This window comes from Acetobacter conturbans (assembly GCF_011516755.1).
Taxonomy (GTDB): domain Bacteria; phylum Pseudomonadota; class Alphaproteobacteria; order Acetobacterales; family Acetobacteraceae; genus Acetobacter; species Acetobacter conturbans.
Map to the genome: position 1 here is coordinate 271,102 of NZ_WOSY01000001.1, position 25,645 is coordinate 296,746.

The 25,645-nt window shown below is 61.8% G+C and carries 22 protein-coding genes; 5 read left to right on the forward strand and 17 right to left on the reverse strand.

The features are described 5' to 3' along the window. Window positions 1-30: 30 nt before the first annotated feature. Window positions 31-2,625: an MMPL family transporter gene (locus GOB81_RS01140; protein WP_173568532.1), complete on the forward strand. Its 2,595-nt coding sequence runs from the start codon at window positions 31-33 to the stop codon at window positions 2,623-2,625. A 663-nt stretch (window positions 2,626-3,288) separates the two neighbouring features. Next, on the forward strand, window positions 3,289-3,657 hold the full coding sequence (locus GOB81_RS01145) for a hypothetical protein (protein WP_242009966.1): 369 nt from the start codon (window positions 3,289-3,291) through the stop codon (window positions 3,655-3,657). Window positions 3,658-3,750: 93 nt separating this feature from the next. On the opposite strand, the gene glpK is transcribed toward GOB81_RS01145, so the two are convergent. The 13 genes from glpK to cobU all read right to left on the reverse strand — a co-directional run bounded on the left by glpK (window position 3,751) and on the right by cobU (window position 20,221). After that, window positions 3,751-5,238 carry a glycerol kinase GlpK gene (gene glpK, locus GOB81_RS01150; protein ID WP_173568533.1) on the reverse strand — a complete coding sequence of 496 codons (1,488 nt, stop codon included), beginning with the start codon at window positions 5,236-5,238 and terminating at the stop codon, window positions 3,751-3,753. Between the two features lie 23 nt (window positions 5,239-5,261). Further along, window positions 5,262-6,083 (reverse strand): MIP/aquaporin family protein, encoded by an 822-nt coding sequence (locus GOB81_RS01155; protein WP_173568534.1) that lies wholly within the window; start codon window positions 6,081-6,083, stop codon window positions 5,262-5,264. 16 nt (window positions 6,084-6,099) lie between these two features. Then, the gene (gene glpD / locus GOB81_RS01160; protein ID WP_173568535.1) at window positions 6,100-7,617 is read right to left on the reverse strand and encodes a glycerol-3-phosphate dehydrogenase; all 1,518 of its coding nucleotides are present in this window, start codon (window positions 7,615-7,617) and stop codon (window positions 6,100-6,102) included. 121 nt (window positions 7,618-7,738) lie between these two features. Then, entirely contained in the window at window positions 7,739-8,542 is an 804-nt protein-coding gene (locus tag GOB81_RS01165; RefSeq protein WP_173568536.1) for a DeoR/GlpR family DNA-binding transcription regulator, read from the reverse strand. Between the two features lie 5 nt (window positions 8,543-8,547). Further along, complete coding sequence (gene recQ / locus GOB81_RS01170) at window positions 8,548-10,449, reverse strand: DNA helicase RecQ (protein WP_173568537.1); 1,902 nt, start codon at window positions 10,447-10,449, stop codon at window positions 8,548-8,550. A 9-nt stretch (window positions 10,450-10,458) separates the two neighbouring features. Next, on the reverse strand, window positions 10,459-10,839 hold the full coding sequence (locus GOB81_RS01175) for an OmpA family protein (protein ID WP_173568538.1): 381 nt from the start codon (window positions 10,837-10,839) through the stop codon (window positions 10,459-10,461). A 142-nt stretch (window positions 10,840-10,981) separates the two neighbouring features. Continuing rightward, on the reverse strand, window positions 10,982-12,733 hold the full coding sequence (cydC, locus tag GOB81_RS01180) for a thiol reductant ABC exporter subunit CydC (protein WP_173568539.1): 1,752 nt from the start codon (window positions 12,731-12,733) through the stop codon (window positions 10,982-10,984). Between the two features lie 46 nt (window positions 12,734-12,779). Beyond that, entirely contained in the window at window positions 12,780-14,510 is a 1,731-nt protein-coding gene (cydD, locus tag GOB81_RS01185) for a thiol reductant ABC exporter subunit CydD (RefSeq protein ID WP_173568540.1), read from the reverse strand. 51 nt (window positions 14,511-14,561) lie between these two features. After that, a complete protein-coding gene (locus GOB81_RS01190; protein ID WP_173568541.1) occupies window positions 14,562-16,292 on the reverse strand; it encodes a sensor histidine kinase in 1,731 nt (576 codons plus the stop codon). Window positions 16,293-16,530: 238 nt separating this feature from the next. Beyond that, complete coding sequence (locus GOB81_RS01195) at window positions 16,531-16,770, reverse strand: NepR family anti-sigma factor (protein WP_242009996.1); 240 nt, start codon at window positions 16,768-16,770, stop codon at window positions 16,531-16,533. Between the two features lie 49 nt (window positions 16,771-16,819). After that, window positions 16,820-17,410, reverse strand: a complete 591-nt coding sequence (locus GOB81_RS01200) for a sigma-70 family RNA polymerase sigma factor (RefSeq protein ID WP_173568542.1) — start codon at window positions 17,408-17,410, stop codon at window positions 16,820-16,822. 364 nt (window positions 17,411-17,774) lie between these two features. Then, on the reverse strand, window positions 17,775-19,334 hold the full coding sequence (locus tag GOB81_RS01205; RefSeq protein WP_173568543.1) for a carbohydrate porin: 1,560 nt from the start codon (window positions 19,332-19,334) through the stop codon (window positions 17,775-17,777). A 374-nt stretch (window positions 19,335-19,708) separates the two neighbouring features. Then, window positions 19,709-20,221 carry a bifunctional adenosylcobinamide kinase/adenosylcobinamide-phosphate guanylyltransferase gene (gene cobU, locus GOB81_RS01210; protein ID WP_173568544.1) on the reverse strand — a complete coding sequence of 171 codons (513 nt, stop codon included), beginning with the start codon at window positions 20,219-20,221 and terminating at the stop codon, window positions 19,709-19,711. Between the two features lie 35 nt (window positions 20,222-20,256). Here cobU and cobT point away from each other — a divergent pair, with 35 nt between their 5' ends. Beyond that, complete coding sequence (gene cobT, locus GOB81_RS01215; protein ID WP_173568545.1) at window positions 20,257-21,273, forward strand: nicotinate-nucleotide--dimethylbenzimidazole phosphoribosyltransferase; 1,017 nt, start codon at window positions 20,257-20,259, stop codon at window positions 21,271-21,273. After that, a complete protein-coding gene (gene cobS / locus GOB81_RS01220) occupies window positions 21,266-22,048 on the forward strand; it encodes an adenosylcobinamide-GDP ribazoletransferase (protein WP_338421281.1) in 783 nt (260 codons plus the stop codon). The genes cobT and cobS overlap by 8 nt, the downstream gene beginning before the upstream one ends. 12 nt (window positions 22,049-22,060) lie before the next feature. On the opposite strand, the gene GOB81_RS01225 is transcribed toward cobS, so the two are convergent. The 4 genes from GOB81_RS01225 to zwf all read right to left on the reverse strand — a co-directional run bounded on the left by GOB81_RS01225 (window position 22,061) and on the right by zwf (window position 25,148). Next, complete coding sequence (locus GOB81_RS01225) at window positions 22,061-22,594, reverse strand: histidine phosphatase family protein (protein ID WP_173568547.1); 534 nt, start codon at window positions 22,592-22,594, stop codon at window positions 22,061-22,063. Between the two features lie 18 nt (window positions 22,595-22,612). After that, a complete protein-coding gene (locus tag GOB81_RS01230) occupies window positions 22,613-23,029 on the reverse strand; it encodes a hypothetical protein (RefSeq protein ID WP_173568548.1) in 417 nt (138 codons plus the stop codon). Window positions 23,030-23,161: 132 nt separating this feature from the next. Then, a complete protein-coding gene (locus tag GOB81_RS01235; RefSeq protein ID WP_173568549.1) occupies window positions 23,162-23,632 on the reverse strand; it encodes a hypothetical protein in 471 nt (156 codons plus the stop codon). Beyond that, the gene (gene zwf, locus GOB81_RS01240; RefSeq protein ID WP_173568550.1) at window positions 23,622-25,148 is read right to left on the reverse strand and encodes a glucose-6-phosphate dehydrogenase; all 1,527 of its coding nucleotides are present in this window, start codon (window positions 25,146-25,148) and stop codon (window positions 23,622-23,624) included. Before zwf ends, GOB81_RS01235 begins: the two co-directional genes overlap by 11 nt. Window positions 25,149-25,339: 191 nt before the next feature. On the opposite strand from zwf, the gene GOB81_RS01245 reads away from it, so the two are divergent. Then, on the forward strand, window positions 25,340-25,612 hold the full coding sequence (locus GOB81_RS01245) for a DUF2312 domain-containing protein (RefSeq protein ID WP_173568551.1): 273 nt from the start codon (window positions 25,340-25,342) through the stop codon (window positions 25,610-25,612). The last annotated feature ends 33 nt before the right edge of the window (window positions 25,613-25,645 follow it).

The window sequence follows — 25,645 nt, forward strand, 5'->3', positions numbered from 1 at the left end:
GTTAACGGCAAGGGCCTGAAGACCTTACACATGATCTCCCTTCTCATCGGCCGACTTATCGTCCTCTGCGCCAAGCGCGCCTATCTCGTCATCGCCCTGTTCATGTTGCTCGCTGGAGTGTCGGTCTGGGTCAGTGTCACCCATTTGGGCGTGACCACGGACACGGACAAGATGCTGTCCGGCAAGCTGGCGTGGAAAAAACGTTCCGACATGCTGGGGGCCCTGTTTCCGCAGAAGGACAATCTCCTGGTCGCGGTGATCGAGGCTGATCTGCCGGAAGAAGGTCGCGCTACGGCGCGGGCGCTGGCGGCTAAGCTCGCCGACGACCACGAGCATTTCAATTACGTGCGCCTTCCGGACGACACCCCCTACCTCAACCGTAATGGCCTGATGTTCCTCGATGCGAAATCGCTGTCGAAGGTGCTGGATGACACGATCGCGGCACAGCCATTTCTCGGGGCTCTCGCGGCCGACCCTTCGGCACGCGGCCTGTTTGACTCGCTCGGACTGATCGCCGAGGGCGTAAAGCGCGGACAGGCCAATCTTGGGGGATTCCAGACGGCGCTGAATGGCTTTGCCGACAATCTGCAGGCGGCCGCGGACGGCCACCCCACACCGCTCTCATGGCAGCGACTGCTGGCGGGCAACCTGACGGATCTTGCCGGGCGTTACCAGTTTGTCGTCACCCAGCCCAAGCTGGATTACGGTTCCTTCCAGCCGGGTGGCGGCGCTTCGGCGTCGATGCGCGCGGCAATGAAGGATCTCGAATATGTCCGTTCGGGGAATGTACATATCTATATGACGGGCGAAGTTCAGATTGATGACGAGGAATTCGCCACGGTCGCGGACGGCATGGTCATCGGACTCCTCGGCTCTCTGGCGCTGGTCACATTGTGGCTGACACTCGCTGTTCACACATGGCGCGTGATCGTTCCCATCGTGATCACACTGATCACGGGCCTGCTGCTGACAACCGGCTTTGCCGCAGTGGCTGTGGGCACGCTGAACCTGATCTCGGTGGCTTTCGCGATCCTGTTCGTGGGCATCGCCGTGGATTTCGCCATCCAGTTTTCCGTGCGTCTGCGGGGACAGCATCCGACGCAGACCGGAGAAGCGGGTCTGGAAGAAGCGCTGTTCAAGACCGGTGAAGAAACGGGCCATCAGATTCTGGTGGCGGCGCTAGCGACGGCGGCGGGTTTCCTCGCCTTCACACCCACGGCCTTTTTGGGGGTGGCGGAACTTGGCCTGATCGCTGGCGTGGGCATGCTCGTGGCGTTCGTCTGCACGCTCGTGCTGCTCCCCGCACTGCTCCGTGTCTTTCGTCCGCGGGTCGATCATCCCCATGCGGGCTATGTGTTCATGGAGCCGGTAGACCGCATGATCCGTCACTGGCGTAAGCCGCTGCTCGCCGTGTTTGCGATCCTTGCGGTCACCGGTGCGGCGCTAATTCCGGGCCTGAAGTTCGACGGGGATCCGCTCCACACGAAAGACCCAAAGTCCGAAGGCATGAAGACGCTGCATCTTCTGATGGCCAATCCGGTCTCCTCGCCTTACAGCGCGGAGTATCTGGCCCCGAACCTTGATGCGGCGAAGGCGATGGCTGACCGGGCTGCAAAACTGCCTGGCGTGCATGATGCGATGTGGCTTGGTTCCTATGTGCCTGAGGATCAGGACACAAAACTGGCGTTGATTCAGGATGCAGCGCAGATCCTGCTGCCGGGTCTCGTCGTGCAGACGAGGCGGCCGGCACCCGATGCGGCTGCGGTGAAAGCCTCCGCAGGGACCGCCGCCGCCGCTCTCGGTGGCATTCTGGACGGGCTGGCCGCAAACGATCCGCTGCGCCGGATTCAGGCGGCGCTGGCCAGACTGGCGAATGCGCCCGATGCACTGGCCATGCAGACGAATGATACGCTTGTCCGCTTCCTTCCAGCGCAGCTTGACACATTGAAAGATGTGCTGTCTGCGCAGCCGGTGACCATCAAGGACGTACCGGATGTCATTCGCCGGGATTATCTTCTGCCTGACGGACGGGCTCTGGTGGAGATTCACCCCAGCGGTCTGATGTCCAGCACCAACGCGCTGCATCGCTTCGTTAAAACGGTTCAGCCGCTCTCCCCCGAGGTCGCGGGATCGGCGGTGGATATCGTGGAAAGTGCGAAGACCATCGTGGGGGCATTCCGCACGGCAGCGATTTCGGCGATCGTGATGATTGCCATCATCCTGTTCATCGCCCTGCGCAAAATTCTCGACGTGGGACTGGTTCTCGCCCCCCTGCTGCTATCGGCGCTGATGACTGTCATCCTGATCGATGCCGTACCGGAGACGCTGAATTTCGCCAACATCATCGCCCTGCCGCTGCTGCTGGGTGTGGGCGTGTCATTCAACATCTATTTCGTGATGAACTGGCGCGACGGAGTAAAATTCCCGCTGGCATCGCCGACGGCGCGGGCAGTCCTGTTCTCCGCCCTGACGACGGGAACGGCCTTCGGATCGCTGGCTCTTTCGCATCATCCCGGCACGGCGAGCATGGGCCGACTGCTGCTGCTTTCTCTTGGTTGCACGCTGCTGGCGACCCTCGTGTTCGTCCCTGCCCTGCTGCCGAAGCGGGCCATCGACGCGGAGTAAGAACAACCGCCTGAGTTGACGACTTATAAAACGCGGAGGCTCAGGTCTCCGCGTTTTTTTGTAAAATGGTCACAACTCCACTCTATTCCTGCCCGGATGACTCTCGCGCTCCGGTTCGGTCATGCCTTGTATGGAAAGGCAGAGGAAATGGGATGGATCAACGGCTCCCCTGAAAACAGGCGATGGTTTCATGTTCAACAGGAGCGGCAGCCAGAAAACACCCTCTTTGCAACTGGTCACTCCAGGTCGAACGAGGAGCCGCTGTTTCATCCAGTGCTGAATGTGAAGGAGCACAAGTCTGAAGCGGCCACAATCAGGATGAAGGGAGCACTTCTTGCTCAACCGGTCATGAAGGCTCTCATTACCGAGGGGTCTCTTCCCCTCACCTCCGTTCCCAGCTTGATCGCTTCTGAAACGGGTCTATTCCCCATGAGGTCGCCCAAGAATGTCGGCCACCCTGATCATCTGCGAGAGCCGGTGATCTGTTTCAGAGCATTTTGGTCACCCCGCACAGGCAGAAAAGCCCAAACAAGAAGAGGCTGTTTCAAAAGTTCTCTGCTGGCGCTTCGATGCTCCCGACCCACACGGCTGTTTCGGTTCAGTGCTCAAAAACCCACACGGTCACGCATACCCTCAAGGGCGGTCGCGTTCAGCAGAGAGCTTTTGCAACAGCCTCTAAAACTTTCTCTCATGGTGGCTGTGCTCAGCCTCTGGCCCACGGCAGGCATGGCTCAGGCCGTCAATCTGGAGGCGCGTCACCTCCCCTATGACGGACCATGCGAAGATGTGTCGCATGCCCTCAAACCGGACGAACCGAGCACGCCGGATACCGCGCAGGCAAACAAACGCTGGTGGAACGGGGCGATGGCCGCGGGCGGGATACCGCCCTATCACATCCAGTACGACCACTACCGCATCATCGATGAGTTCTTCGATGCCTGCCACACGGCGTCCCGCAAGCCGGTCAAGGATATCATGCACGATATCGGGGTGCTTCACCGGTGGATCATTCCAGACCTGCCTCCTTCCTGAGCGGAGAAAGGCAAACGAAAACAGGCCCTTCCTTTCGGAAGAGCCTGCTTGCTGTCTCACATTCCATTCCCGTTGCGAACGGGCGGACTGTCTTCAGTGAAGGAGCGTGCGGCGGACGGCGACATGCCAGCCGTCGATCATGGTCTTGCGAATGCCGTTTTCCATCTGTGGCTCGAACACGGAACCACGCTGCCACTCGGACGCGACCTCTTCCAGATCGTTCCATAGACCGACACCGATCCCTGCGAGGAAGGCCGCGCCAAGGGCTGTCGTCTCGATCTGCTTCGGGCGCTCGACCTTGGCCTGCAGCATGTCGGAGAGGAACTGGCAGAACCAGTCATTGGCCGCCATGCCACCGTCGATGCGGAGCGTGTCGGCGGTGCCGCCGCCGTCCTGCGTCATCGCCGCGACGAGGTCGAGCGTCTGGAAGGCAACGGACTCCAGCGCAGCACGGGCGATGTGCGCCTCGGTCGCATCGAGTGTCAGGCCGCAGATCAGACCGCGTGCGGTCGGATCCCAGTGCGGTGCGCCGAGACCGACGAAACCGGGCACCATGTAGACGCCATGGCTGTGCGGGATTCGTGTCGCCATGTCATCGGTCTGGGAGGCATGGGTGATGAGGTGCAGACCATCACGCAGCCACTTGATCGCAGCGCCCGCCACGAAGATTGAACCTTCCAGCGCATAGGCGGTCTTGCCTTTTACGCGGTAGGCGATGGTGGTGAGCATACGGTTCTGGGAGATGACCGGCTTCTCGCCCGTATTGAGCAGCACGAAGCAGCCTGTGCCGTATGTGGCCTTCGCCATGCCCGGCTTGAAGCAGGTCTGGCCGACGATGGCGGCCTGCTGATCCCCCGCGATCCCCGCGATGGGAACGGCGCGCCCGAACAGATCCGGAGAGCTTTCGCCGAAGATTCCGCTGCTGTCCTTCACTTCCGGCAGCAGGGATTCGGGAATGTTGAACAGCTCAAGCAGTTCTGGATCCCACTGCTGACGATGGATGTCGAAGAGCAGGGTGCGGGAGGCGTTGGTGACGTCGGTCGCATGGACCTTGCCGCCGGTCAGGCGCCAGAGCAGGAAGCAGTCGATGGTCCCGAAGGCCAGCTCGCCCTTTTCCGCGCGGGCGCGGGCGCCTTCCACGTTATCGAGAATCCACGCCAGCTTGGTGGCGGAAAAATAGGGATCGAGCAGCAGGCCGGTACGGCTGGAGACCAGCTCTTCCTTGCCCTGCTTCTTCAGTTCGGCGCACAGCTTGGCAGTACGGCGATCCTGCCAGACGATGGCGTTATTGATCGCCTTGCCGGTCGCGCGTTCCCACACGACGATGGTCTCGCGCTGGTTGGTGATGCCGATGGCCGCGATCCGTTCCACGCCGCCGGAGCGTTCCACGGCCAGTTGTGCCGTGGTTTTCGCGTCCCGCCAGATGTCTTCAGGGTCGTGTTCCACCCAGCCCTGATCCGGATAATATTGCGGAAACTCCTGTCTCGCGACTGAGATTTCCTGACCGTGCATATCAAAAACTATGCTGCGGGTGGAGGTGGTGCCCTGGTCGATAGCCAGGATACGATCCTGTTTGGTCATGACGGCTGCTTGCTCCCTGGCAGTCAGACGGGTGTTTTAGTCGAGGAATCCGTCAGAACGGCTCTCGGCATGAAAGGCTGGATCAGGCTCCGATAGAGACCTGCTCCGAGGAGACCACCACAGATCGGCCCCATAATGGGAACCCACCAGTAGTTGCCGGGCGAAGGCAGCGCCTGCGGTCCCCACCCGGCGAGATAACAGAACAGGCGCGGCCCGAAATCACGGGCCGGGTTGATCGCCCACGCGTCGAGATAGCCTGCTGACGCACCGATGGCGGCGACGAGCAGGCCGATGATGAGCGCCCCTGAATTGGCCTGGGGCGCCATCGTGTTGTGTTCGCAGGTGATGGCGAAAATGCCGAACACCAGCAACCCGGTGAGGATGATCTCCACGAGAAAGGCATGCATCGGCGTGACGAATTCACCCGGATGCGTGAAGAACACGCCCGCCGCCGCACCGTCATGCAGCCGATCCATCCCATGCGCCAGCGCATAGTGATCGATCACCGGCGAGAACAGCGCATAGACCACGGCGGCTCCGAGGAACCCGCCCGTAACCTGCGCCACCCAGTAGGGAACCACCTTCGCCCACGAGAACCCGCGGAACGTGGCGAGCGCCAGCGTCACCGCCGGATTGGCGTGTGTGCCGGAGACCGCCCCCGTCACGTAGATGGCGATCGTGACACCCAGTCCCCACACGATGCAGACGCCCCAGTAGGCCGTCTTGTAAGGGCTGGGATCATAGAGGGTGTACATGGCCGCAACGGAATCACCCAGCAGGATGATGATGAAAACGGCCACACATTCGGCGATCAGTTCGCCGAGTAATCTCTGTTGGGTTGTCATGGTGCTCCATCAGTCGTTAACCGACTTTTGTTTTTATGTATGCAGCCACACGTTGGCGCTGTTCTTCGGTCATGTGAAGACCAGTTTTGGTACGGCGCCAGAGCACATCGTCTCCGGTGCGCGCCCATTCGTTCGCGATGAGGTAGTCCACCTCGCTCGCGGTCATGCCGTGACCGAAATCCTCACCCATGTCGGCGAAGGATTTCGCGGTTCCGACAACATCGTAAGCCCGCATCCCGTAGAGGCGCATCAGGCGCCACGCGAACGGCAGGGACAGGAACGGCGCGGCATCACGGAAGCGATTCAGTGCGGCCTCGAAACCGCCGGTCCCGAGGTCGCCACCGGGCAGGGCGGCATCGGCGGTCCAGGAATACCCACCCACGGCAGGCAGGACCGGGGCGAGCTTTTCCAGCGCGTGCTCGGCCAGTTTACGGAATGTCGTGATTTTGCCACCAAAGATCGAAAGCAGGGGCGCTCCGTCCGTGGTGTCGAGATCAAGCACGTAGTCGCGGGTGACGGCTGAGGCATTGGCTGCGGCATCGTCATAGAGCGGACGCAGACCGGCATAGCTCCACACCACGTCGGACGGCTTCACGTTCTCCTTGAAGTAGCGGCTCACGCTTTCGCAGAGATAGCTGATCTCGTCCTGAGAGATCTCGACCAGTCCCGGCTCGTCCTTCCACGTCACATCGGTGGTGCCGATCAGTGTGAAACGCTGCTCATAGGGAATGGCGAACACGATGCGATTATCGGGGTTCTGGAAAATGTAACACTGAGGGCCGTCGAAGATCTGAGGCACGACAATGTGACTGCCCTTCACCAGCCGCACGGACTTGGAGTTCGGCAGTTCGAGCTGATTCGCCAGCAGGCGCGCGACCCACGGACCGGCGGCATTGACGAGTCCCCGCGCACGAACGGTCGTCGTGCCACCTTTCGCCATGTCCTCGATCTCCGCTTCCCAGAGACCGTCCACGCGGCGCGCTCCCGTCATGCGGGTGCGGGTGCGGATGTCGGCGCCACGGTTGGCGGCGTCCATGGCGTTCAGCACGACAAGACGGCTGTCCTGCACCCAGCCGTCGGAATAGACGAAGCCCTTCTTGTAGCGATCCTGAAGCGGCTTGCCCGCCGAATGCTCGCGCAGGTTGATGCCGCGCGACTTCGGAAGCTTCATGTTGGGAGCGAGGTGGTCGTAGAGAAACAGACCGAGCTTGACCATCCACGCCGGACGCTGTTCCGGCGTGTGGGGCAGGACGAAACGCAGCGGCCACATGATGTGTGGAGCGATCCCGAGGAGGCGGTCACGCTCGATCAGCGCCTCACGCACGAGACGGAACTCGTAATATTCGAGGTAGCGGAGGCCGCCGTGGATCAGCTTGGTGCTGGAGGATGATGTGTAGCTGGCGAGGTCATCCTGCTCGACGAGCAGCACGGATGCGCCCCGTCCTGCCGCATCACGCGCGATACCGGTGCCGTTCACGCCGCCGCCCACGATCAGCAGGTCATATACGGTGGTGGTGTCGCCGGAAACTGCCATCTCTATCGGTCCGTCTGTTGTTCGTACAATGAATTGCGGACTTTCGTATCCGAACATTCATCTCTTTGACAATGCCCTTCTGTGTCGCAATTTCGGCAGGATGAAGGCATTGACGTCGATTTCACTCTAAACAGGATGTTCGTTTCCGAACATCTGCGTTCGCAATCACCAGCTCGACACCGTTTTCCTCAAGCATGTCGCAAATGCTCTGCGGAGGTGTTCTGTCCGTGAAAAACGCCGAAACCCCGGCAATGTTTCCAGCCCTCACCAGCGGACGACGCCCAAACTTCGTGTGATCGGCCAGCAGGAACACCTTGCGGGAATTGGCGCGAATGAGTTCGGAGGCGCGAATTTCCTCCTGATCGTAATCCAGCAGCGTGCCGTCTTCATCAATGCCGCTGATGCCGATCACGCCGTAATCGGCACGGTATCGCTCCAGCATCGACAGGGAATCGGGACCGAGAATCCCGCCATCGCGCATCCTGACGGTCCCGCCGGTGACGACAACGCGGCAGTCCTCGCTCCCGGCGAGCAGAGAGGCGACGTGCAGATTGTTGGTGATGACCTGCAACCCCTTGTGGGCGGCGAGCGCGCGGGCGAAGGCTTCCGTGGTCGTGCCGATATTCACAAATAAGGACGCACCATCGGGAATAGCGGCGGCGGCCAGTTCGCCGATGGCGTCCTTCTCGCGGCGATTGCGGATCTGCCGCTGGGAATAGGCGATGTTCTCCACCGAAGACGGCGCGCTGGCTCCCCCATGATGGCGGATCACCTCACCGGCGGCATCCAGAGTGCGGATATCGCGGCGGATGGTCTGCACGGCCACGTCGAAGAGCCGGGCGAGATCTTCATTGGCGACATAGCCCTGCCTGCGCACGGCAGCGATGATCGCCTGCTGGCGGATCTGCGTCTGCGTGGCGGGCATTGCCCTTACCGCCCCGGCACAAGGGTTTCGAGCACTTCCAGAACCGCTTCGCCGTAGCGACCCAGCTTCGAGCCGCCGACACCTTTCACGTCACCGAGTTCATCCAGCGTGCCGGGACATTCCAGAGCAATGTCACGCAGGGTTGCATCGTGGAAGATGACGTAGGGCGGGATTTCCTGCTCGCGCGCCTCGGCAAGACGCCAGCGTTTGAGGGCGTTGAAGCGTTCGCGGGCATCCTCGGTGAGCTGGTCGGCGATGGACTCGCCCTGCCCCGCCGACCGGCTGCCCTTGCCTGCCGCCACGATAGCATCCTCGCGCAGACGCACCTCATCCTCACCACGCAGGATCGGTCGGGCGACCTCCTCGTTAAGCCGCAGGCCACCATGTTCGTCACCGGTGATCAGGGCGCCCTTCGCGATGAGCTGCCGCACGACGCTGCGCCAGAAATTCTCTGTTTTGTCCTTGCCTATTCCCCATACGGAGAGGCGGTCATGTCCGGTGCGGGAGATGTTATCGGAGGTCTTGCCCCGCAGCACGGCGATGACATGCAGCGCGCCATAACGCTGACCGGTGCGATAGATGGCCGACAGCAGCATGCGCGCAGCCTGCGTGCCGTCGAAGGTCGGGACCGGATGCAGGCAGTTATCGCAGTGACCGCAGGGCTCCAGCAGGGTCTCGCCGAAGCAGGCAAGCAGCGCACGGGTGCGGCAGGACGTGCTTTCCGTGAAGGAGATCATCGCTTCCAGACGCGCACGCATGATGCGTTTTTCGCTGTCGGGCGCCGTGGACTGGTCGAGCCAGTAGCGGGCGCGGCTCATGTCCTCGCCGCCATAGAGCAGCAACACGTCCGATGGCAGGCCGTCACGTCCGGCGCGACCGATCTGCTGGTAATAGGCTTCCGGCGAGGACGGCATGTCGAGATGGATCACGGTCCGCACGTCGGGGCGGTCAATGCCCATGCCGAAGGCGATGGTGGCGACCATGACGATGGGTTCGCCGGAGCGGAACCTGTGCAGGGACCCACGTTTTTCAGCCGGAGACAGGCCTGCGTGGTAGGCGCAGGCGGGAAAACCGCGCTCGCGAAGAGAAGCGGCCATGCGTTCGGTACGGGCACGGGAACCGCAATAGACGATGCAGGCATCGTTGCGATGAGGTTCCAGCGCCTCCACGAGTTGCTTCATCTCGCCGCCCTTGGGGCGTGCCGCGATCATCAGGTTGGCACGATGGAAGCTGGCGGACAGAACCTCCGCCTCCGGCATACCGAGTGCCGTGAGGATGTCATTGCGTGTGCGCTGATCGGCGGTCGCGGTCAGGGCAATACGCGGCACGCCGGGGAAATGCTCGGGCAGTGTCTGGAGCGCACGATATTCCGGACGAAACTCATGGCCCCATGCGGAAATGCAGTGGGCTTCGTCGATGGCGATGACGGAGATCTGCTGACGGGAAAGGCGGTCGAGCGTACCAGGCGACAGCAGCCGTTCGGGCGAAACATAGAGCAGGTCGATGCGACCGTTGAACAGGTCGCTACGGATGCGGGATGCTTCGTCGCTCTCCAGTTCCGAGTGCAGGGCGGCAGCGTTGACGCCGAGCTGACGCAGGGCGGCGACCTGATCGTCCATCAGCGCGATCAGGGGGGAGACCACAAGCCCCATGCCGGGACGGCAGAGCGCGGGCACCTGATAACACACGCTCTTGCCGCCGCCCGTGGGCATGAGCACGAGCGTATCCTCACCGGCCATGACGCGTTCAACGGCCTGTTCCTGCAAGCCGCGAAAGGCGGGGAAGCCAAAAACGCGGTGCAGCACCTCGCGCGGCGTCAGGCCGACAAAGCGGTCACGTCCACCGGATGTCTCGCCGGGAGGCGGACACTCTTCGTCGGGTCCCGGAGGAGGATGCCGTTCCAGCATAATGGGGCGTTACGGCGTCAGCAGTTCGATCTCGACGCGACGCGCGCCCACGACACCTTCGGCGTTGGAGGGCGGACGGGTTGTCTGCCGGATGCGGGTTTCCGAAACGCCGTCTGCGACGAGCTGCTGGGTGACGGTTTTGGCCCGCTGCGTCGCCAGCAGGGCATCGGCGGAGAGATCGCTGTTCTGGTGAGCATAGCCTTCGACCGCCACGATCCGGTCAGGATGCTTGGTCGCACGCTCGGCCACTCTGGCCACCACGGCCTGCGCCGACTCATTCAGATCGGATGCGCCCTGCCCGAAGAAGACGACATACTGGCGTCCGCTACTCCCATTGCCAGCGCAGGCGGCCAGCGTGCAGAGACCGAGAACAGAAAGCAGACGACGCATGACAGACTCCTTGAGAGACAATGGCTTCGTCCTAGCCTGTTCCGGCTGACGCGCCCGGTTTCGTGGTGCCTCCGTTGGGAGGGCAGGTCAATAACCGGGCACGGCGCAGCTCTGCGAAGCGGACAGCCGTGACCGGACCGGTTCAGCCCTGTGCTGAAAATGGCACAGCATGACCGCCTGACAGGCGCCACGCGTGGTCGAGCTGTTCCACGCCGGTCAGGCGATGGGCGATCAGGATCACTGTGCGCCCCTGAGCCACGCGGTTGAGGGTGAGAAAGAAGTCCTGCTCGGTCTGGGCGTCGAGACCGGTTGCCGGTTCGTCCAGCACGAGGATGGGGGCATCGGACAGCAATGTCCGGGCCAGCGCGATGCGTCGTCCCTGGCCGCCTGAAACCTTCACGCCCGCCTCGCCAAGCCACGTATCCAGCCCTTCCGGCAGCTTGCGGATGAAGTCGCCGATCGCGGCCTCATCCAGTGCCTTCCAGAGTGCCTCTTCACTGGCTTCAGGCGCACCGAGCAGCAGGTTGTTGCGGATCGTGTCGTCGAACAGATGCGTCGCCTGCGAGAGCCATGCGATGTGCCGTCTCAGCCATGTATCGGGAAGAGAGGCGATATCCTGCCCTCCCAGCAGCACGCGACCCGATTGCGGGAAGGTTGCTTTCAGCAGCAGGGCGGCAAGCGTTGATTTGCCCGCCCCGGACGGTCCGAGCAGGGCAATGCGGCTGCCTGCCGCGATGTCGAGAGAGAAATCCTCGAACACGGCGGGACGATCCGGACGCCAGCGGAAGCCCACATGCTCGAAGTGGATATCGAACACGGTCGGCATGACGTTCGCGGGTGACGGCACGGGCAGCGACGGCTGCGGATGTTCGTCCGCGATCGCCACGATTCGGCGCGCGGCGGCTCCCATGTTTCCCGCCAGCATACCAGCCCGTGTAAGGCCGGAGACGCCCTCAAAAGCGGCAAGTGTCAGGAACATCAGGCCCACGCCCTGCACGGCGGGAATGCGGTCGAATCCGACACCGGCGATGGCGGCGAGCATAAGCAGGAGCGCCGTCTGGGTGCAAAGCTGCGACAGCGCGCCGACAAAGGCCATACGACGGGACAGCTGTGCCTGTCGTGCCAGCAGCCGTCCGTTGGCCGCGTTCACGTGATCCAGCACTCGGGAGCCTGCGCCGAAGGCACGGATCTCACGCATTCCGCTGACAAGATCGAGAACGTCCACACGGAGGGACGCCTGCGCGTGATTCAAGCCACCTCCTTCCTTGCGGCTGAGGCGGGCGGCGGCAAGGGGGAGGATCAGGGCGGAAGCGGCGAACAGGATACCGATCAGCACGCCGAGCAGACCGTTGACGTTCATGACGACGATCATGAGCACCGGGAAGGTGAGGCAAGCGCCCGCGAGCGGCAGGAGTAGCCGGAGGTAGAGACCGTCCAGTGTTTCGACGTCGGAAACCAGCCGGGACAGCAGGTCGCCTGCGCGACGGAAACCGAGCCCGGCAGCGGCGCCTTTTGCCAGTGACCTGAAGAACCACACGCGTAGGGTGGCGAGAGCGCGGAACATCGCGTCGTGGGCGTAGAGCCGTTCGGCATAGCGCAGACCGATGCGGCTGAGACCCAGCACACGCAGCGCCGTGGTGGTGACAAGCACCATGCCCAGCGCGGCCCCTGCGAAGCGCAGACCGGCGCTGCTCATCAGCGCCAGACCTGCGAGGACGGCGAGGAGCGACAGAAGAAGTCCGACGATCAGCCGTGCGGCATGGGGCCGCCAGACTTCGACGATCCTGATCAGGGCATCGCGGTCGGCACGCTCACGGGCGGCGGAATCACGCGGAGCCGTATCCCGGGGGGCCGGATTGCGGGCCGTAAGATCGCGGGGAGCGGAGGCGGTCATGCCCTCTCTCCTTTCACTGGAACCCGGCACATTGAAACAGGACGCATCATGCCGCTCCCTGTCGGGCGGCGACGCGCCCCTGCAGCAGATCGACGCGCTGACCCCGGAACATGTGGACGGCGGTCGAATGGCTAGCGAGGATCACCGTGCGGTTGCGCGCCAGTTGCTGGAGGCTTTCGAACACATCGGCCTCCGTCACCGGATCGAGATAGGCCGTCGGTTCATCCAGCAGGAGGACGGGCGTATTTTTCAGATAGGCGCGGGCGATGGCGACGCGCTGGGCCTGACCGCCGGACAGGCCGAAACCGCCTTCGCCGATCATTGTTTCAAGGCCATCCGGCAATGCCGTCAGGAAGTTATCAACGGCAGCGGCGCGCAGGGCGGCGGCAAGGTCTTCCTGACTGGCATCCGGTTTGGCGAACAGGATGTTTTCGCGCAGTGAACCGGCGAACAGAACCGGACGCTGGCCAATCCACGAAATCAGGGACGAACGCGCCTCTGGCGCAATGGACTGCATATCGACGCCGTTGAAGGTGATGCGTCCGTCGGTCGGCTGGATGAAGCCGAGCAGCAGTTCCATGATCGTGGACTTACCCGACCCGGAGGGGCCGACAAGCACGAGGGTTTCGCCTGCGCGGGCGGTGAATGAGACGTGTTCGAGCGCCGTGCCCCGGGCCTCGTCCCATGTGAAGGAGACATCTTCGAAGGCGATGGTGATCGCCTCTCCACGGAGGGTGCGGACATGCTCCGTCACGCCTGTTTCCGGAACTTCGGGTAGCGCGAGAATGTCCTCGGCGGCGCCCTGCACCAGTGCGCGGTCCTGATAGGCCAGCGCAAGCCCCCGGAAGGGCGCGAAGAATTCCGGCACGATGAGCAGTGCGAAAAGGCTGTCCGTCACCAGTGCACGGAAGGAGGCGGCGTCCGTTGTATGGATGGCTTGCTGCGCATGCCGTCCATCGCTGAGGGCAATGAGGATCAGGGCGAGGATCATCGCAAAGTCGATGGAGGCGGATGACAGGAAGGCCACGCGCAGGACCTTCATGGTCCTCCGGCGCAGATCATCGGCAGCCTGCGCCAGACGGGCGGCTTCCTCGTCGGCACGTCCGGCGAGCACGATGGTCGCAATGCCGCGCATCCGGTCGAGGAACCGCGATTGCAGGCGCGTCATCGCAAGGAACTGCTTGCGGGAAGCGACAGCGGCTCCGATGCCGAACAGCGCCTGAGCAAACGGCACGGTAGCGCCACAGAGGGCAAGGATGAGGGCCGCGCGGGGCTGCACGAGAGCGGTCAGCACGACCAGCACGGCGGGGGCTGCGATCCAAAGGACGGAGGCCGGAGCCCATCGGGCGAAATAGCCGTCAAGCGCCTCGATCCGGTCGACGGCGAGCGCTGCGAGTGCACCGCTATGGGCGTGACGCAGGACGGCGGGCCCTGTGCCGACGATCGAGCCGAGCACCTCGTTTCGCAGGCGGCTCCGCGCCTTGCGTCCGGCGGTGGCCGAGGCATTCTCGCTGGTGAAATTGATGGCTGTGCGCAGGATCGCGGCGACCGCGAACCCTGCGAGTGGCCACAAAGGGATCGGCACGCCGGCTCCGTGACCGTCAGGAGTCACGAAGTCCGTCAGCGTCGGACCCAGAATATTGGCCATGCACCAGAACTGCGCCGCTCCTGTCAGACAGGAGACGATGCCTAGGATAATGGATGGACGCGCGGCGCGCAGGCCAAGGCGGGCCTGCGCTCGGGTCCAGGCCTTGATGGCTGCCTTGCTCTCGCTCATGCCGCCCCTATACCGGAGCGCATCGCGATGAAACAGGGGGCTTCTGACGACTCAGCCTCGCGCGGCAGGAATTGGAGACATGGCGACAACGGATGGTTTCGCATGGCTTGCACTGCTCCCGGACGTCGCCGGCTCTCTGGGCCACTGGATGATGCATCGGGTTCCCTGCTCTTCTTCAATATGGAACTCCCCCCCTATCTGCCTGACGAAACCCCGTATGAGCTGAAGCCCGAGCCCATCTCCGGACCCGGCGGGGCGTGTGGCGGAAATGCCTATCCCATTATCTTCAATGATCAGGCGAATCCTGCCACCGGTCCGCGACAGCGAAACGCGCACCCTGCCACGGCGATCCCCAGGGAAGGCATAGTTCAGGGCGTTCGAAACAGCTTCGGCGATGATCATCACCACAGGTGTCGCGGCATTTGGCTCAATGACAACACCGCCCGCGTCCCTCTCCATTTCCACGCGGCAACGGACATCATCGGGGACACCACGACTCAGTTGCTCGCATAACACGGGCAGGAACTGCTCCATGTCGAGCCCTTCCAGTTCAGCACCCTCGTAAAGGTAATGATGAAGCATGGAGAGGGTCTGCACGCGGTCGCGGGCGAGCAGCAGAGCAGCACGTGTCACGTCGGCCGGGGTCCGGTTGGCCTGAAGGCTCAGCAGGGAGCCGATGATCTGGAGGTTGTTCTTCACCCGGTGGTGGATTTCGGCCATCAGTTGTCGCTGGTGGTCGATTGCTACATCCAGTTCCCGCTCTCGCCGGGCCAGCCGTCCGGTCGCAGTATCGAATGCCGTGGCGAGTTGCCTGAACTCAAGCGGCATGGGTCCTTCGATGCTCCTGTCGAAAGAACCCGTATTCACCCATCCCTCCACGGCATCCGTCAGATGTCGAAGGGGCTGGATGACAAGCCGCCGTCCCGCCACGACCACACCGGCCAGCCCTGCGGCGAGCAGGATGACCACCATGACGATCCAGCCACACAGCATCCAGAGGGCGCGTCGTTCCTCCGGCAGCAGCTTTGCCTCCACCAGCACGGCGCCCTGTCCGGGAATGCGGTCATAGGTATAGGCCTGACTGCCCATGCGGAGGGATACGACCGTTTGCGAGGCGCTTCGCTTGTCCTGATTGAGCCGATCAAGCAAGGCGGGAGGCGGTGTCTGGCCGCCACAATCCGGACAGACCGGGGCCATGGTCCCGTCCGGTGCGATAAACCATATGGTCAGGGCATCGGATGGCAGGCCACCGCCCCCGTTGGGAGAGGGGAAGGAGTCATCCAGCCCGTCGCTTTTCCATCGGAAGGGCTGGATGGCCACCAGTGCACGCGGCGATCCGACGCGGTTTTCTTTTGCGATTGTTCTGATGACCCGCAGATATGCCAGGCCATTTTCAATCTGCAGAAGAACCGGTTCCATGCCGGGATCGACGACATTTCGGGGATGACCGCATTTCACATGAGGAAATTTGGAGGGTGCGGAGACGGCTTCATCAATGCCGCCCTGCTCGTTGATGACGGCCAGAAGGCAGTACCGCGTATCGCTGGCCGACTGGGCGAGAAGCAGGAGACGCCGCATCGAGTCGATATCGGAAGCCTGCCCGATCGTATCCAGCATGGCGGCGGCGCGCTGGCTGTCCTGTCTGAGTTGCACGACAAGCTGCGACAGGACCGCTTCGCTGCGGCGCGTGCTGGATTCTTCCAGCCGCACATAATCCTGCCAGATGAGAATAGCCCCCAAAGCGGCGATGGGCAGGACGGACCCGAGGATGACGGTTGCCATCCGACTCCTTACAGAATCGAAATGGTCCCCGATACGACCCACCCATGGCGATAAAAAACGGCCTGTTTCCATGCCTGCACCGTCTTTATCCGCAGCCATATCGTGCTCTGTCAGGAGGCTTGATTACATTGATAGACCGGATACAGCGACGTCACTCCGCCTGACCATTCCACTTCCATCCTGCACAATGCTGTCCGGCGCGCGACGAAGTTCACCCGAAGGAAACAAAGGCGGAACTTCAGTCCTCGTCGTCGTTTTCTTCGAGAAGCCGCAACAGTTCTTCGGGAATAGGCTCTTTGGCGACATCGTCGAAAAGCTGATGAAGTCCACGCTTCAGCCAGATATCGAACGCGTCCTCCTCCTGCTTGCAGCCCTTCCGTGCAGAGCTAGGCTTTCGCTCTCTGGCTGACATCGACAACAACCCCGGTGGATATTCACTCATTTCCGGGCGCGATGCCGGGAAGCAATGATTGACCATACCTATCCCAGCTTACCAGTTCTTCCTATGGGAGGCGTGCCCGAAAATTTCAGACCCGCCCAGCGTTTGCCGCGACACCAGCCGCACCACCCTGCTTGCGGCGATCACTCACCTGCTGACGCAGAGCAGTCGCCTGCTGACGGAGACGATCATCAGCGGGCAGATCACCGGTCATCCACGCTTCCAGTTGGCGACGCGCACGGAACACGCGGCTTTTCGCCGTACCCACGGCGCACCCTGTCGCTTCTGCGAGTTCCTGATAGCTCATGCCCTGCAGAACGACGAGAACCAGCGCCTCGCGCTGGTCGGACGGCAGACGGGCGAGTGCGAATGCCAGATCCTTCACCGCCAGACGGTCTTCATGAGAAGCCTTCGTCGCCAGCATATCGCCTGGGAGATCGTCGATATCCATCGTGACCTTACGGCGACGCAGGTCGGAGATGAAACGGTTGCGGAGGATACGGTGCATCCATGCCGCGAAATTGGTTCCGGGGATAAAACTGTTCTGCGCGCCAAGGGCGTTGCACACGGCATCCTGCACCAGATCTTCTGCCTGCGCGCGGTTACGGGTCAACGCCAGAGCCTGCACACGCAGCTTGGGCAGGATTCCGATGACCTGAGACTGAAAGGTGTCTGCCATTGTTTTTCTCCCTTTTTCACTAGCTCAATGAATGGGGACACACATTCGTTGCATGCCGATCCGTTTTTATTGATCACGAAAAAGAGAGGTTGCCTGACATTGGTGCCGCGATTGGAGGGGTGGCGGACAGGGCTCAGGAACTGAGCCGCCTCCCATGAGAGTGGTGGTATGAGAGGCTGTTTTAAAAGCTCTCGGCTGGCGATCCAGCATGCGTTTTCCGCACTCGGATGCTTACCACCCGTAGGGCCGCTTCGCTTCAATCCTCAACAACACACGCCGGGGACTCTCGCTCGGCAGAGAGCTTTTGAAGCAGCCTCCAAGAAAGGTCAGACGCGGGAACAGGCCGCGCCGACCCGAAAATGCCTCAGAGCGTGAGGCTGAACGCCATACTGAACACGGCGACATTCTTGAACACCGTCGTGCCGCCGGGACGCTGGATATACTGGAAATCCGGTTGCACCGAGAAACCCGGAATGACCTGCGTGGTGTAGAAAAACTCGTAAATATTCTCGTGGGACTGGACACCGTAAGGCGTTCCGAAATTCGCGGCGACGAAGGGCACGCCCGCGGCGACGGCGGCTTTTTCGGCGCGGATGGCCGATCGGCTGAACTCGGCCCACTGGAAGGAAAACCCGACCATATCCTTGGGTCGGCCCCAATAGTGCCCCGTATCCATGATGGCTGCGACCGCGCGCTGCTTCATGGCAGAGGTTTGTCCAGAGGCGTAGCTGTACTGTGCACCGAGAACCACACCGTTCATCGGCCCCTCGCCATGACGGATCAGCATCTGATCAAGCATCACCCACGCCGAGGTCTGTCCGCTCTGCATGCGGGCCGGCTGACCGGAACTGATCCAGGCGTTGCCGTGGATATCGGAATAGAGATCCTTATAGCTCGAATTGTCATACAGGCCGCCGAGCTTGTAGTGGCCGATCAGGTGGTCACGCCCGAACTCGGGGATCCAGCCGATTTCTGCATGTGTGGAAAGTTTCCCGAGACCTTCCTGTCCCCATGCCCATCCGGAAATACCGCCGTTATACGAATGAGGAGAGACGGCGAAGAGGCCTCCCATGACGTAGAAATGGCGTGTCGGCATCAGGCGCAGGACCGTGCCTATATTGCCGGACGGCCAGTCGCGACCGCCATTGAGATATTTCGTCGGGGTGATGTTTCCGCACATCCAGACGTTCATGAACGAGCAGGTCCAGGGCGAGTTGTCGAAGAACGTGCCCGGCGGAATCCAGCCCACCGAAAGATCCACCTTGTTGTGGAACATGGACTTTTCAAAATAGGTCCAGACAAGATGTGCGACCACGTTGCCACGGGCGCCGTAGATCTGCTGGGCCTGATTGGCGTTATCGCCATACAGGGCACTCAGATTGCGGCCGTGTCCGTTCACCGCCAGCATATGCAGCCAGAGATTGTTCGACCAATCGCCTGCGCCGAGAATTTTTTTCCAGTCGATATCAAGCGTGACACCAACCTGCCCCGCATCCGTCACAGCATGGGCCTTGCCGCCGACAGGGTTGCCGGAAAGACTTTCATAGACATTCGCAGCGACATAGACGCCGCGCTTCTGCAGCCAGGGCTGGATGCCACCCCATGTGCCGAAAACGTGATTGGTGCCATAAGGGGGGCCGAATGACGGGGGGCCGTACGGGGCCTGAATAAAGCCCGGAATGGCGTGATAGAGCGGGACGATCTCCTGATTTTCACCCAGCATTGCCGGATCGGAGACGTCGGGCGACGAATCGTCAAAGATTCCCGACTTGCTTTGAGTGGCTGACTGCTTTTGCGCCACCGCGTTCTGAATTGCGCCAGCGAACGCAAACCACGCAAGCACGACACCTACGCTACGCAGAACAATTTTTTTGCTGAAACAGGCAGTAAGCCCGGCAATCAACGAAGCGATAGGGCGGAGCATTGTTTTTCCTTAATTATTGAGAGCGCGCGCTGTTCCGACACGTCAAACACATCACAGCCCTCAACGTTCCTCAAAAGAATGAGGTTCGGTGCTCGCGCTCTAAGGAAATGTCATAATACGTAGGGTTTTCTATGTATAGTGCCCGAAAAAGAAGCGTTCTCACTGTGTCCCGGACGCCACGAAATGACTTTTATACTTTTCACGAAAACGAAATGTTCAATACATTAAATCGACATCGACAATAAATACATTGAAAAAGAAAAACTCAAACTGAATTTATAAAATCAATTCAACAAAATACAGAACAACCTACAACAAACGCATCAGAAATCGCACTCTTCACGACCAGCATGAGTCCAGTGGAATAAAGAAATTCACCGTGTGACGTCTTTTATGGTCAGCGGAATCCCGGCGACACACAGCGTCACACGGTCCGCCTGAGCCGCGATTGCCTGATGCAGCCGTCCGGCTTCGTCCCTGAAACGGCGCGCCAGAGCATTTTCAGGCACGATTCCGAGCCCAACTTCATTGCCGACCAGAACCGTGAGGGCTTTTCGACGCGACAGGACCATTTGAAGCGTAGCGGTTTGGGGCTGAATGTCGTACTCCTCCAGCAGAAGGTTCGTCAGCCACAGTGTCAGGCAATCGATCAGGACGGGTCTGTCACCAGCAGTTTCCAGCGCAGCGGACAGGTCGAGCGGCTCCTCGATCGTCTGCCATCCTTCCCCGCGATCCACCTGATGCAGGGCGATGCGCTCCCGCATCTCGTCATCCCATGCGCGCCCGGTGGCAATATAGACCCACGACGGGGCGGAACACGCCTTCACCACGCCTTCAGCATAGCGGCTCTTGCCGGATCGGGCTCCACCCAGAACAAGCTCGATCATTGCTCTTCCCTCCCGGACGCGGCATGTGACACCCCATGCCCCAGCCCACTTTTACCGACCTCGACGGTCTTCGTGCCCTGTGTCTTTCGCCTCTGCCGTGTGATGCGGCAGCTATGCGCCATATCGCCGACCGCGAGGCGCTGCTGACCAAACCACCCGGCAGCCTCGGAAGGCTCGAAGAGCTGACCCGCTGGCTCGGAGAATGGCAGCACCGTTCCGAACCGCGCCTCGACCATGTGCAATGCATTGTCTTCGCGGGCAACCATGGTGTCGTGGCGCAGGGCGTTTCGGCATGGCCCGCTGAAGTGACGGCGCTGATGGTGCGCAATTTCCAGACCGGTGGCGCGGCCATCAACCAGCTTGCGCGCGTCGCCGATGCGACACTGGTGGTCCTCCCGCTGGAAGAACTGCGTCCGACCCAAGATTTCACCCTGCAGCCCGCCATGACGGAGGAGACATTCCTGCGTGTCGTACAAACCGGTTTCGCGGCGGTCGATCCGGCTGCGGACCTGCTATGCCTTGGCGAAATGGGCATTGGCAACACCACGCCCGCAGCCGCGCTTGCAGCAGCACTGTTCGGAGGCACGGGACAGGACTGGGCAGGACCGGGCGCGGGCAGCGACGATGCCGGGATGGCCAGAAAAGTCGAGGTGATCGACCGGGGGCTTGAACGTCACAGCGCTCTCCTCTGCGATCCGCTGAAAGCGGCGCAATGTCTCGGTGGGCACGAGCTGGCCGCCATGATGGGAGCAACACTCGCCGCGCGGATGCACCATATCCCCGTGCTGCTGGACGGGTTCGTCTGCACCGCCGCCGCCGCCGCCCTGCACGCGCTGCACAACGACGGGCTGAAGCATTGTCGGGTCGCACACTGTTCGGCCGAACCGGGCCATGCGCGCCTGAGCCAGAGGCTGGGGCAGAAGCCACTGCTTGATTTTGGCTTGCGGCTTGGAGAAGGATCGGGCGCGGCGCTGGCTGTTCCGCTGCTCCGCGCGGCGCTGGCTTGCCATCTGGGCATGCACACCTTCGCCGAGGCCGGAATTGGTGGCTGACAGATCCCGGCCGTCCGCGCTTACCCGTGTAGCAGCCGATCTTCTGGCCGCGCTCGGCCTGTTCACGCGCCTGCCGCTGGAATGGCTGGAACGGATAGCAGCCCCTGTCGACCTCCGTCGTTCAATCTGGGTATGGCCTCTGGTCGGCATTGCTGTCGGGCTTGTGACGGCTGTTGTGGCAACACTTGGGCTGGCGTGGAATCTGCCTCCCCTTGTCGCTGCGATCTGCGCGGTGATGACACAGCTTCTCATGACGGGCGGCCTGCATGAGGATGGTCTCGCTGACAGCGCCGACGGCCTCGGTGGAGGTCGCACAGCGGAACGACGGCTGGAGATCATGCGCGATAGCCGGATCGGGTCTTACGGTGCGCTGGCTCTGGGCACCTGCGTCGCGTTGAGGGTCGCGTGCATTGCGACACTCCCCCCCGCGGCGCTCATCTGCTGCCTCGCCCTATCGGGCGGTCTGGCGCGGACCTCCCTGCTCGTCGTGATGCGCTGGACGCCTCCGGCACGGCGCGACGGGATGGCGGCGGCGCTCTTTCCCCTGCCCGTCCGGCTGACAGGCATGACACTCTTCGCCGTGGCGTTGGTCACTCTTCTGGTCCTGCCTTCGCAGGAGGGCGCGGTGGTACTGATGGCGGCCCTGCTGGCGACACTTCTGCTCCGCCGCACTGCGATGCGAAGTATTGGTGGATTTACGGGCGATATTCTGGGAGCCGCCGCCGTGCTGTCGGAACTCGCGGCCCTGCTGGTGATGGTGTCTTTCGCGCGCTGATGCGGTGCGCCTTCAGGCGAGGTCGATAACGTCCACTTCCCCCTGCCTGATAGGTTTTACGGAAAGATCGACCGCCTCTCCTTTGGCCAGAGCCGACAGCACCCGCAGCGGTCCGCCATGTGAGAGAATGACGAACGGCTCGTCGGTCGGACACTCCATCCAGAATGCCTGCACACGCTCGATCAGTTTCTCGCCGCTTTCTCCTCCCGGCGGCACGAATCCGGTCAGGTCGGCAGCCCATTCATCAAGCGCCGCGTGAGAGATATCGGACCATTTGCAGCCTTCCCAGGCTCCGAAACTGATCTCGCGCAAACGGTCGTCCAGACGCAGGCTGCCACCGGCAAGCGCAATCGCTCTTTCGGCGGGCACGCGACACCGCATGAGAGGGGACGTGACGATCAGACGGATCTCGTGGTCCCGCATCCGTGTGGCCAGCCGGGCAGCAAAGGCTTCCCATCCGACCGCCAGCGGAACATCACTCAGGCCGTAACAGAGCCCGGACGCCACCGCGACAGCCGGGTGACGGGCGAGGCAGACGACGCGCACGACTGGCCGGAACGACGATCAGAAACGCGAGAGCGGCATTTCGAGATGGTGCCCCGGCTTCGAGTCGTTCATCGTGAGAACGCCGAAATTATCGGACTCCAGTCGGAAAGTGACTGTCGTCTCCTTCTCCGTGCCGGACCATACATTGCCCGTCGTATGCGCGAGCGAGAATGTTTCCTGACCCGATTTCTGCAGTTCATGCGGAAGGTGGAGGATGATACGGCTGGCGGGACCGGCAGCGCGGTTTGCCACGATCGTGACCGGCGCCATACCCATGGAACTCCAGCTTCCGGAAAGGAACGATGCGGGGCGGATCGGGGTCTTGGCGGTGCTCTGGGCGGTTTTGGTGTGATCAGCCGCCTGCACGGGAGACTGAACCAGCAGAGAGATGCCGCAGGCCGCCACGGCGAGAGCGGGGAAAAGACGAGCATTCATTGGGGAGGGTTCCTGTTTCTTGTGACAATAACAGGCCGCCCATGCCGTCGTCACGGGAGGTCTTGTGAGGGGCAGATGTGCCTCACTGGCAACCGTCCGTCCACCGCCCTCCCGATCACTGACGTGCGTGCGTTATTGCGGGATGGGATGAAACAGGCCGGGTGTCCCCTGATCGGTGTCTACACGCTGACCGGTCCGGTCCACCCGGAGGGTAAACAGCTTCGGCAGCGAGCCGTCCGGGTTGGGGCACGATCCGGAATGTTTCTGCATCACGTCGATCAGGGTGCCCGTGGGCGGTGAATCGCCATTCACGACGAACAGCAGGCAGTCGGGGCGATCGCCGGTCATGCCGTTATGGGTGACGGTGAGGCGCAGGTGCTGGACGAGCGACGTGTCATCGAACCAACTTGTCTGCTTGAACGTATAACGGTCCAGCAGGCGGTCCATCATGCCTGATTTCGCGAGCACGATCATGAGCATGCTGAGCGGAAGGACCAGAATCAGCCGACGCATGATGTGCTGTCTCAGGGTGCGTCCCTTGAACGGGCCGCTGGAAAAACGGCGCGGGCCGTTCGGCGAACCGGGAGGAGCGTCAGCAGGCATCAGTCAGTTCTTTCCAGACGAAATCGTTGCGTGCGAGCAGGTCGTCGGCCGATTTCGGCCCCCGGCTTCCTGCGGGATAGGTTTCCAGTGGACGGATATTAGCCGCCCAGCCGTTGAGGATCGGTTCCACCCAGTGCCACGACGCCTCCACTTCGTCACGGCGGATGAATGAGACCTGATCGCCGCGCACGGCGGCCATCAGCAGATCCTCATAGGAATCAGGGTAGCGGGTGTTGAAGGCTTTTTCATAGCTCACGTCCAGTGAGGCTTCCCTCAGGCAGAACTGCTCCGTGGACGGGTCCTTGCTGGACAGGGACAGGGAAATACCTTCATTCGGCTGGATTCGAATCACAAGCCTCCCGGGTTCCGGTTTGTCCGGGAAGATGGCCCAGGGCTGCGGACGAAACTGCACGATGACCGTGGTTTCCTTTTGCGCCAGGCGTTTGCCGGTGCGGATGTAAAACGGCACGCCAGCCCAGCGGGCCGTCCGGATTTCGGCCCGGATGGCGAGATAGGTCTCGGTAGTGCTTTCCCCGTCCTCAAGATCGTCCAGATAGCTCCCGACCGTCGTGCCGTCGACTTCTCCTGCGGCATATTGCGCGCGCACGGTATCGGTGCGGATCATGTCGTCCGTCATCGGCCGGAGCGCGCGCAGAATCTTCAATTTTTCGTCGCGAAGAACGGTGGGAGCAATCGCGGTCGGCGGCTCCATCGCCACGAAGCTCAGCACCTGCAACAGGTGATTCTGCACCATGTCCCGCAGCGCGCCCGCCGTATCGTAATAAGACCCGCGCTGGCCCACGCCGACAGTCTCGGACGCGGTGATCTGCACATGCGCGATGGAATCGGCATTCCAGATCCGCTCGATGATCGGGTTGGCAAAGCGGAGGGCAAGGATGTTCTGGACGGTCTGCTTGCCGAGATAATGGTCGATGCGGAAGATCTGGTTTTCCCGAAAATGCTGCCCCACGCCGTCATTGATTGCCGTGGCGGAGGCAAGATCGGTGCCGATCGGTTTTTCGAGGACGATCCGCGTGGTGTCCGTGATGAGGCTGTTATGCGCGATGGCATCGGCAGTCGGCACATAGAGCTTCGGCGCGGTGGCGAGGTAGAACACGCGGGGGCGACCTTTTTCCGTCTTGAGCAGGCTGCTCAGGGCGCTCCAGTCCGCGTTTTGCTCCGTCATGTCGAGCGGCACATAATGCAGCAGCCTGAGGAAAGCCTCCGCCTTTGAGGCGTCATAGGTCTCTGCCGCAACAAAGGCTTTCAGCGCCTCCGCCGCTTTCGTGCGGTACTCCTCGGAGGACAACGGAGAACGCGCCGTGCCGATGATTTTCGTCGTGCCGTCGATCTGGTCGCCCCGGAATCGCTCATAAAACGCCGGAAGAAGCTTGCGCATCGTCAGGTCGCCTGTGGCGCCGACGATCACGAAATCGAATCCGAAGGGGGAGGATTCCTGATCTCCTCCCGATATTTCTTCGGCTGACAAACGAATATTCTCCCGGTTTTCAGCCATTGCGATCTCCATTGCGCATCGGGAATGCTTCATAGTCTCGCATGCCTCTTCACGCAAAAACATCACACGGTCCGGATGGTTCGCCGGGAGGCGGGAAACGATTCCTCGATTGACCCGAAAGCGGTCGCCGGGATAATCCCGCCCCTCGACCCTCCGGCGCTCAGGCCGCAGGGCAAAAGATATTGCGTGATATGGAGAACGATGTGACGTCTCAGGATGACGATCCGGCCGTTGGTGGCATTGCGGCTGACCGCCTTCGCAGCATCATCGAGCGCGTCGAGCGTCTGGAAGAGGAGCGCAAGGCTCTCGCTGGCGATATCAAGGACATTTTCACCGAGGCGAAATCCGCCGGTTTCGATGTAAAAGTGATCCGCCAGATCATTCGCCTTCGCAAGCAGGAGCCCGCTGAGGTTGAAGAGCAGGAGACGCTGCTCGATATCTATCGTCGCGCTCTTGGCATGTAACCGGGGCCGAACAGGTAAAAATCTTCCCGGCCG

Bases quoted from the DNA above. Each gene is read 5' to 3' on its own strand.
- GOB81_RS01140 (WP_173568532.1), top strand. From the start codon at position 31: ATGATCTCCCTTCTCATCGGCCGACTTATCGTCCTCTGCGCCAAGCGC.
- glpK (WP_173568533.1), bottom strand. From the start codon at position 5,238: ATGACCAAACAGGATCGTATCCTGGCTATCGACCAGGGCACCACCTCC.
- GOB81_RS01155 (WP_173568534.1), bottom strand. From the start codon at position 6,083: ATGACAACCCAACAGAGATTACTCGGCGAACTGATCGCCGAATGTGTG.
- glpD (WP_173568535.1), bottom strand. From the start codon at position 7,617: ATGGCAGTTTCCGGCGACACCACCACCGTATATGACCTGCTGATCGTG.
- GOB81_RS01165 (WP_173568536.1), bottom strand. From the start codon at position 8,542: ATGCCCGCCACGCAGACGCAGATCCGCCAGCAGGCGATCATCGCTGCC.
- recQ (WP_173568537.1), bottom strand. From the start codon at position 10,449: ATGCTGGAACGGCATCCTCCTCCGGGACCCGACGAAGAGTGTCCGCCT.
- GOB81_RS01175 (WP_173568538.1), bottom strand. From the start codon at position 10,839: ATGCGTCGTCTGCTTTCTGTTCTCGGTCTCTGCACGCTGGCCGCCTGC.
- cydC (WP_173568539.1), bottom strand. From the start codon at position 12,733: ATGACCGCCTCCGCTCCCCGCGATCTTACGGCCCGCAATCCGGCCCCC.
- cydD (WP_173568540.1), bottom strand. From the start codon at position 14,510: ATGAGCGAGAGCAAGGCAGCCATCAAGGCCTGGACCCGAGCGCAGGCC.
- GOB81_RS01190 (WP_173568541.1), bottom strand. From the start codon at position 16,292: ATGGCAACCGTCATCCTCGGGTCCGTCCTGCCCATCGCCGCTTTGGGG.
- GOB81_RS01195 (WP_242009996.1), bottom strand. From the start codon at position 16,770: ATGGTCAATCATTGCTTCCCGGCATCGCGCCCGGAAATGAGTGAATAT.
- GOB81_RS01200 (WP_173568542.1), bottom strand. From the start codon at position 17,410: ATGGCAGACACCTTTCAGTCTCAGGTCATCGGAATCCTGCCCAAGCTG.
- GOB81_RS01205 (WP_173568543.1), bottom strand. From the start codon at position 19,334: ATGCTCCGCCCTATCGCTTCGTTGATTGCCGGGCTTACTGCCTGTTTC.
- cobU (WP_173568544.1), bottom strand. From the start codon at position 20,221: ATGATCGAGCTTGTTCTGGGTGGAGCCCGATCCGGCAAGAGCCGCTAT.
- cobT (WP_173568545.1), top strand. From the start codon at position 20,257: ATGCCCCAGCCCACTTTTACCGACCTCGACGGTCTTCGTGCCCTGTGT.
- GOB81_RS01230 (WP_173568548.1), bottom strand. From the start codon at position 23,029: ATGAATGCTCGTCTTTTCCCCGCTCTCGCCGTGGCGGCCTGCGGCATC.
- GOB81_RS01235 (WP_173568549.1), bottom strand. From the start codon at position 23,632: ATGCCTGCTGACGCTCCTCCCGGTTCGCCGAACGGCCCGCGCCGTTTT.
- zwf (WP_173568550.1), bottom strand. From the start codon at position 25,148: ATGGCTGAAAACCGGGAGAATATTCGTTTGTCAGCCGAAGAAATATCG.
- GOB81_RS01245 (WP_173568551.1), top strand. From the start codon at position 25,340: ATGGAGAACGATGTGACGTCTCAGGATGACGATCCGGCCGTTGGTGGC.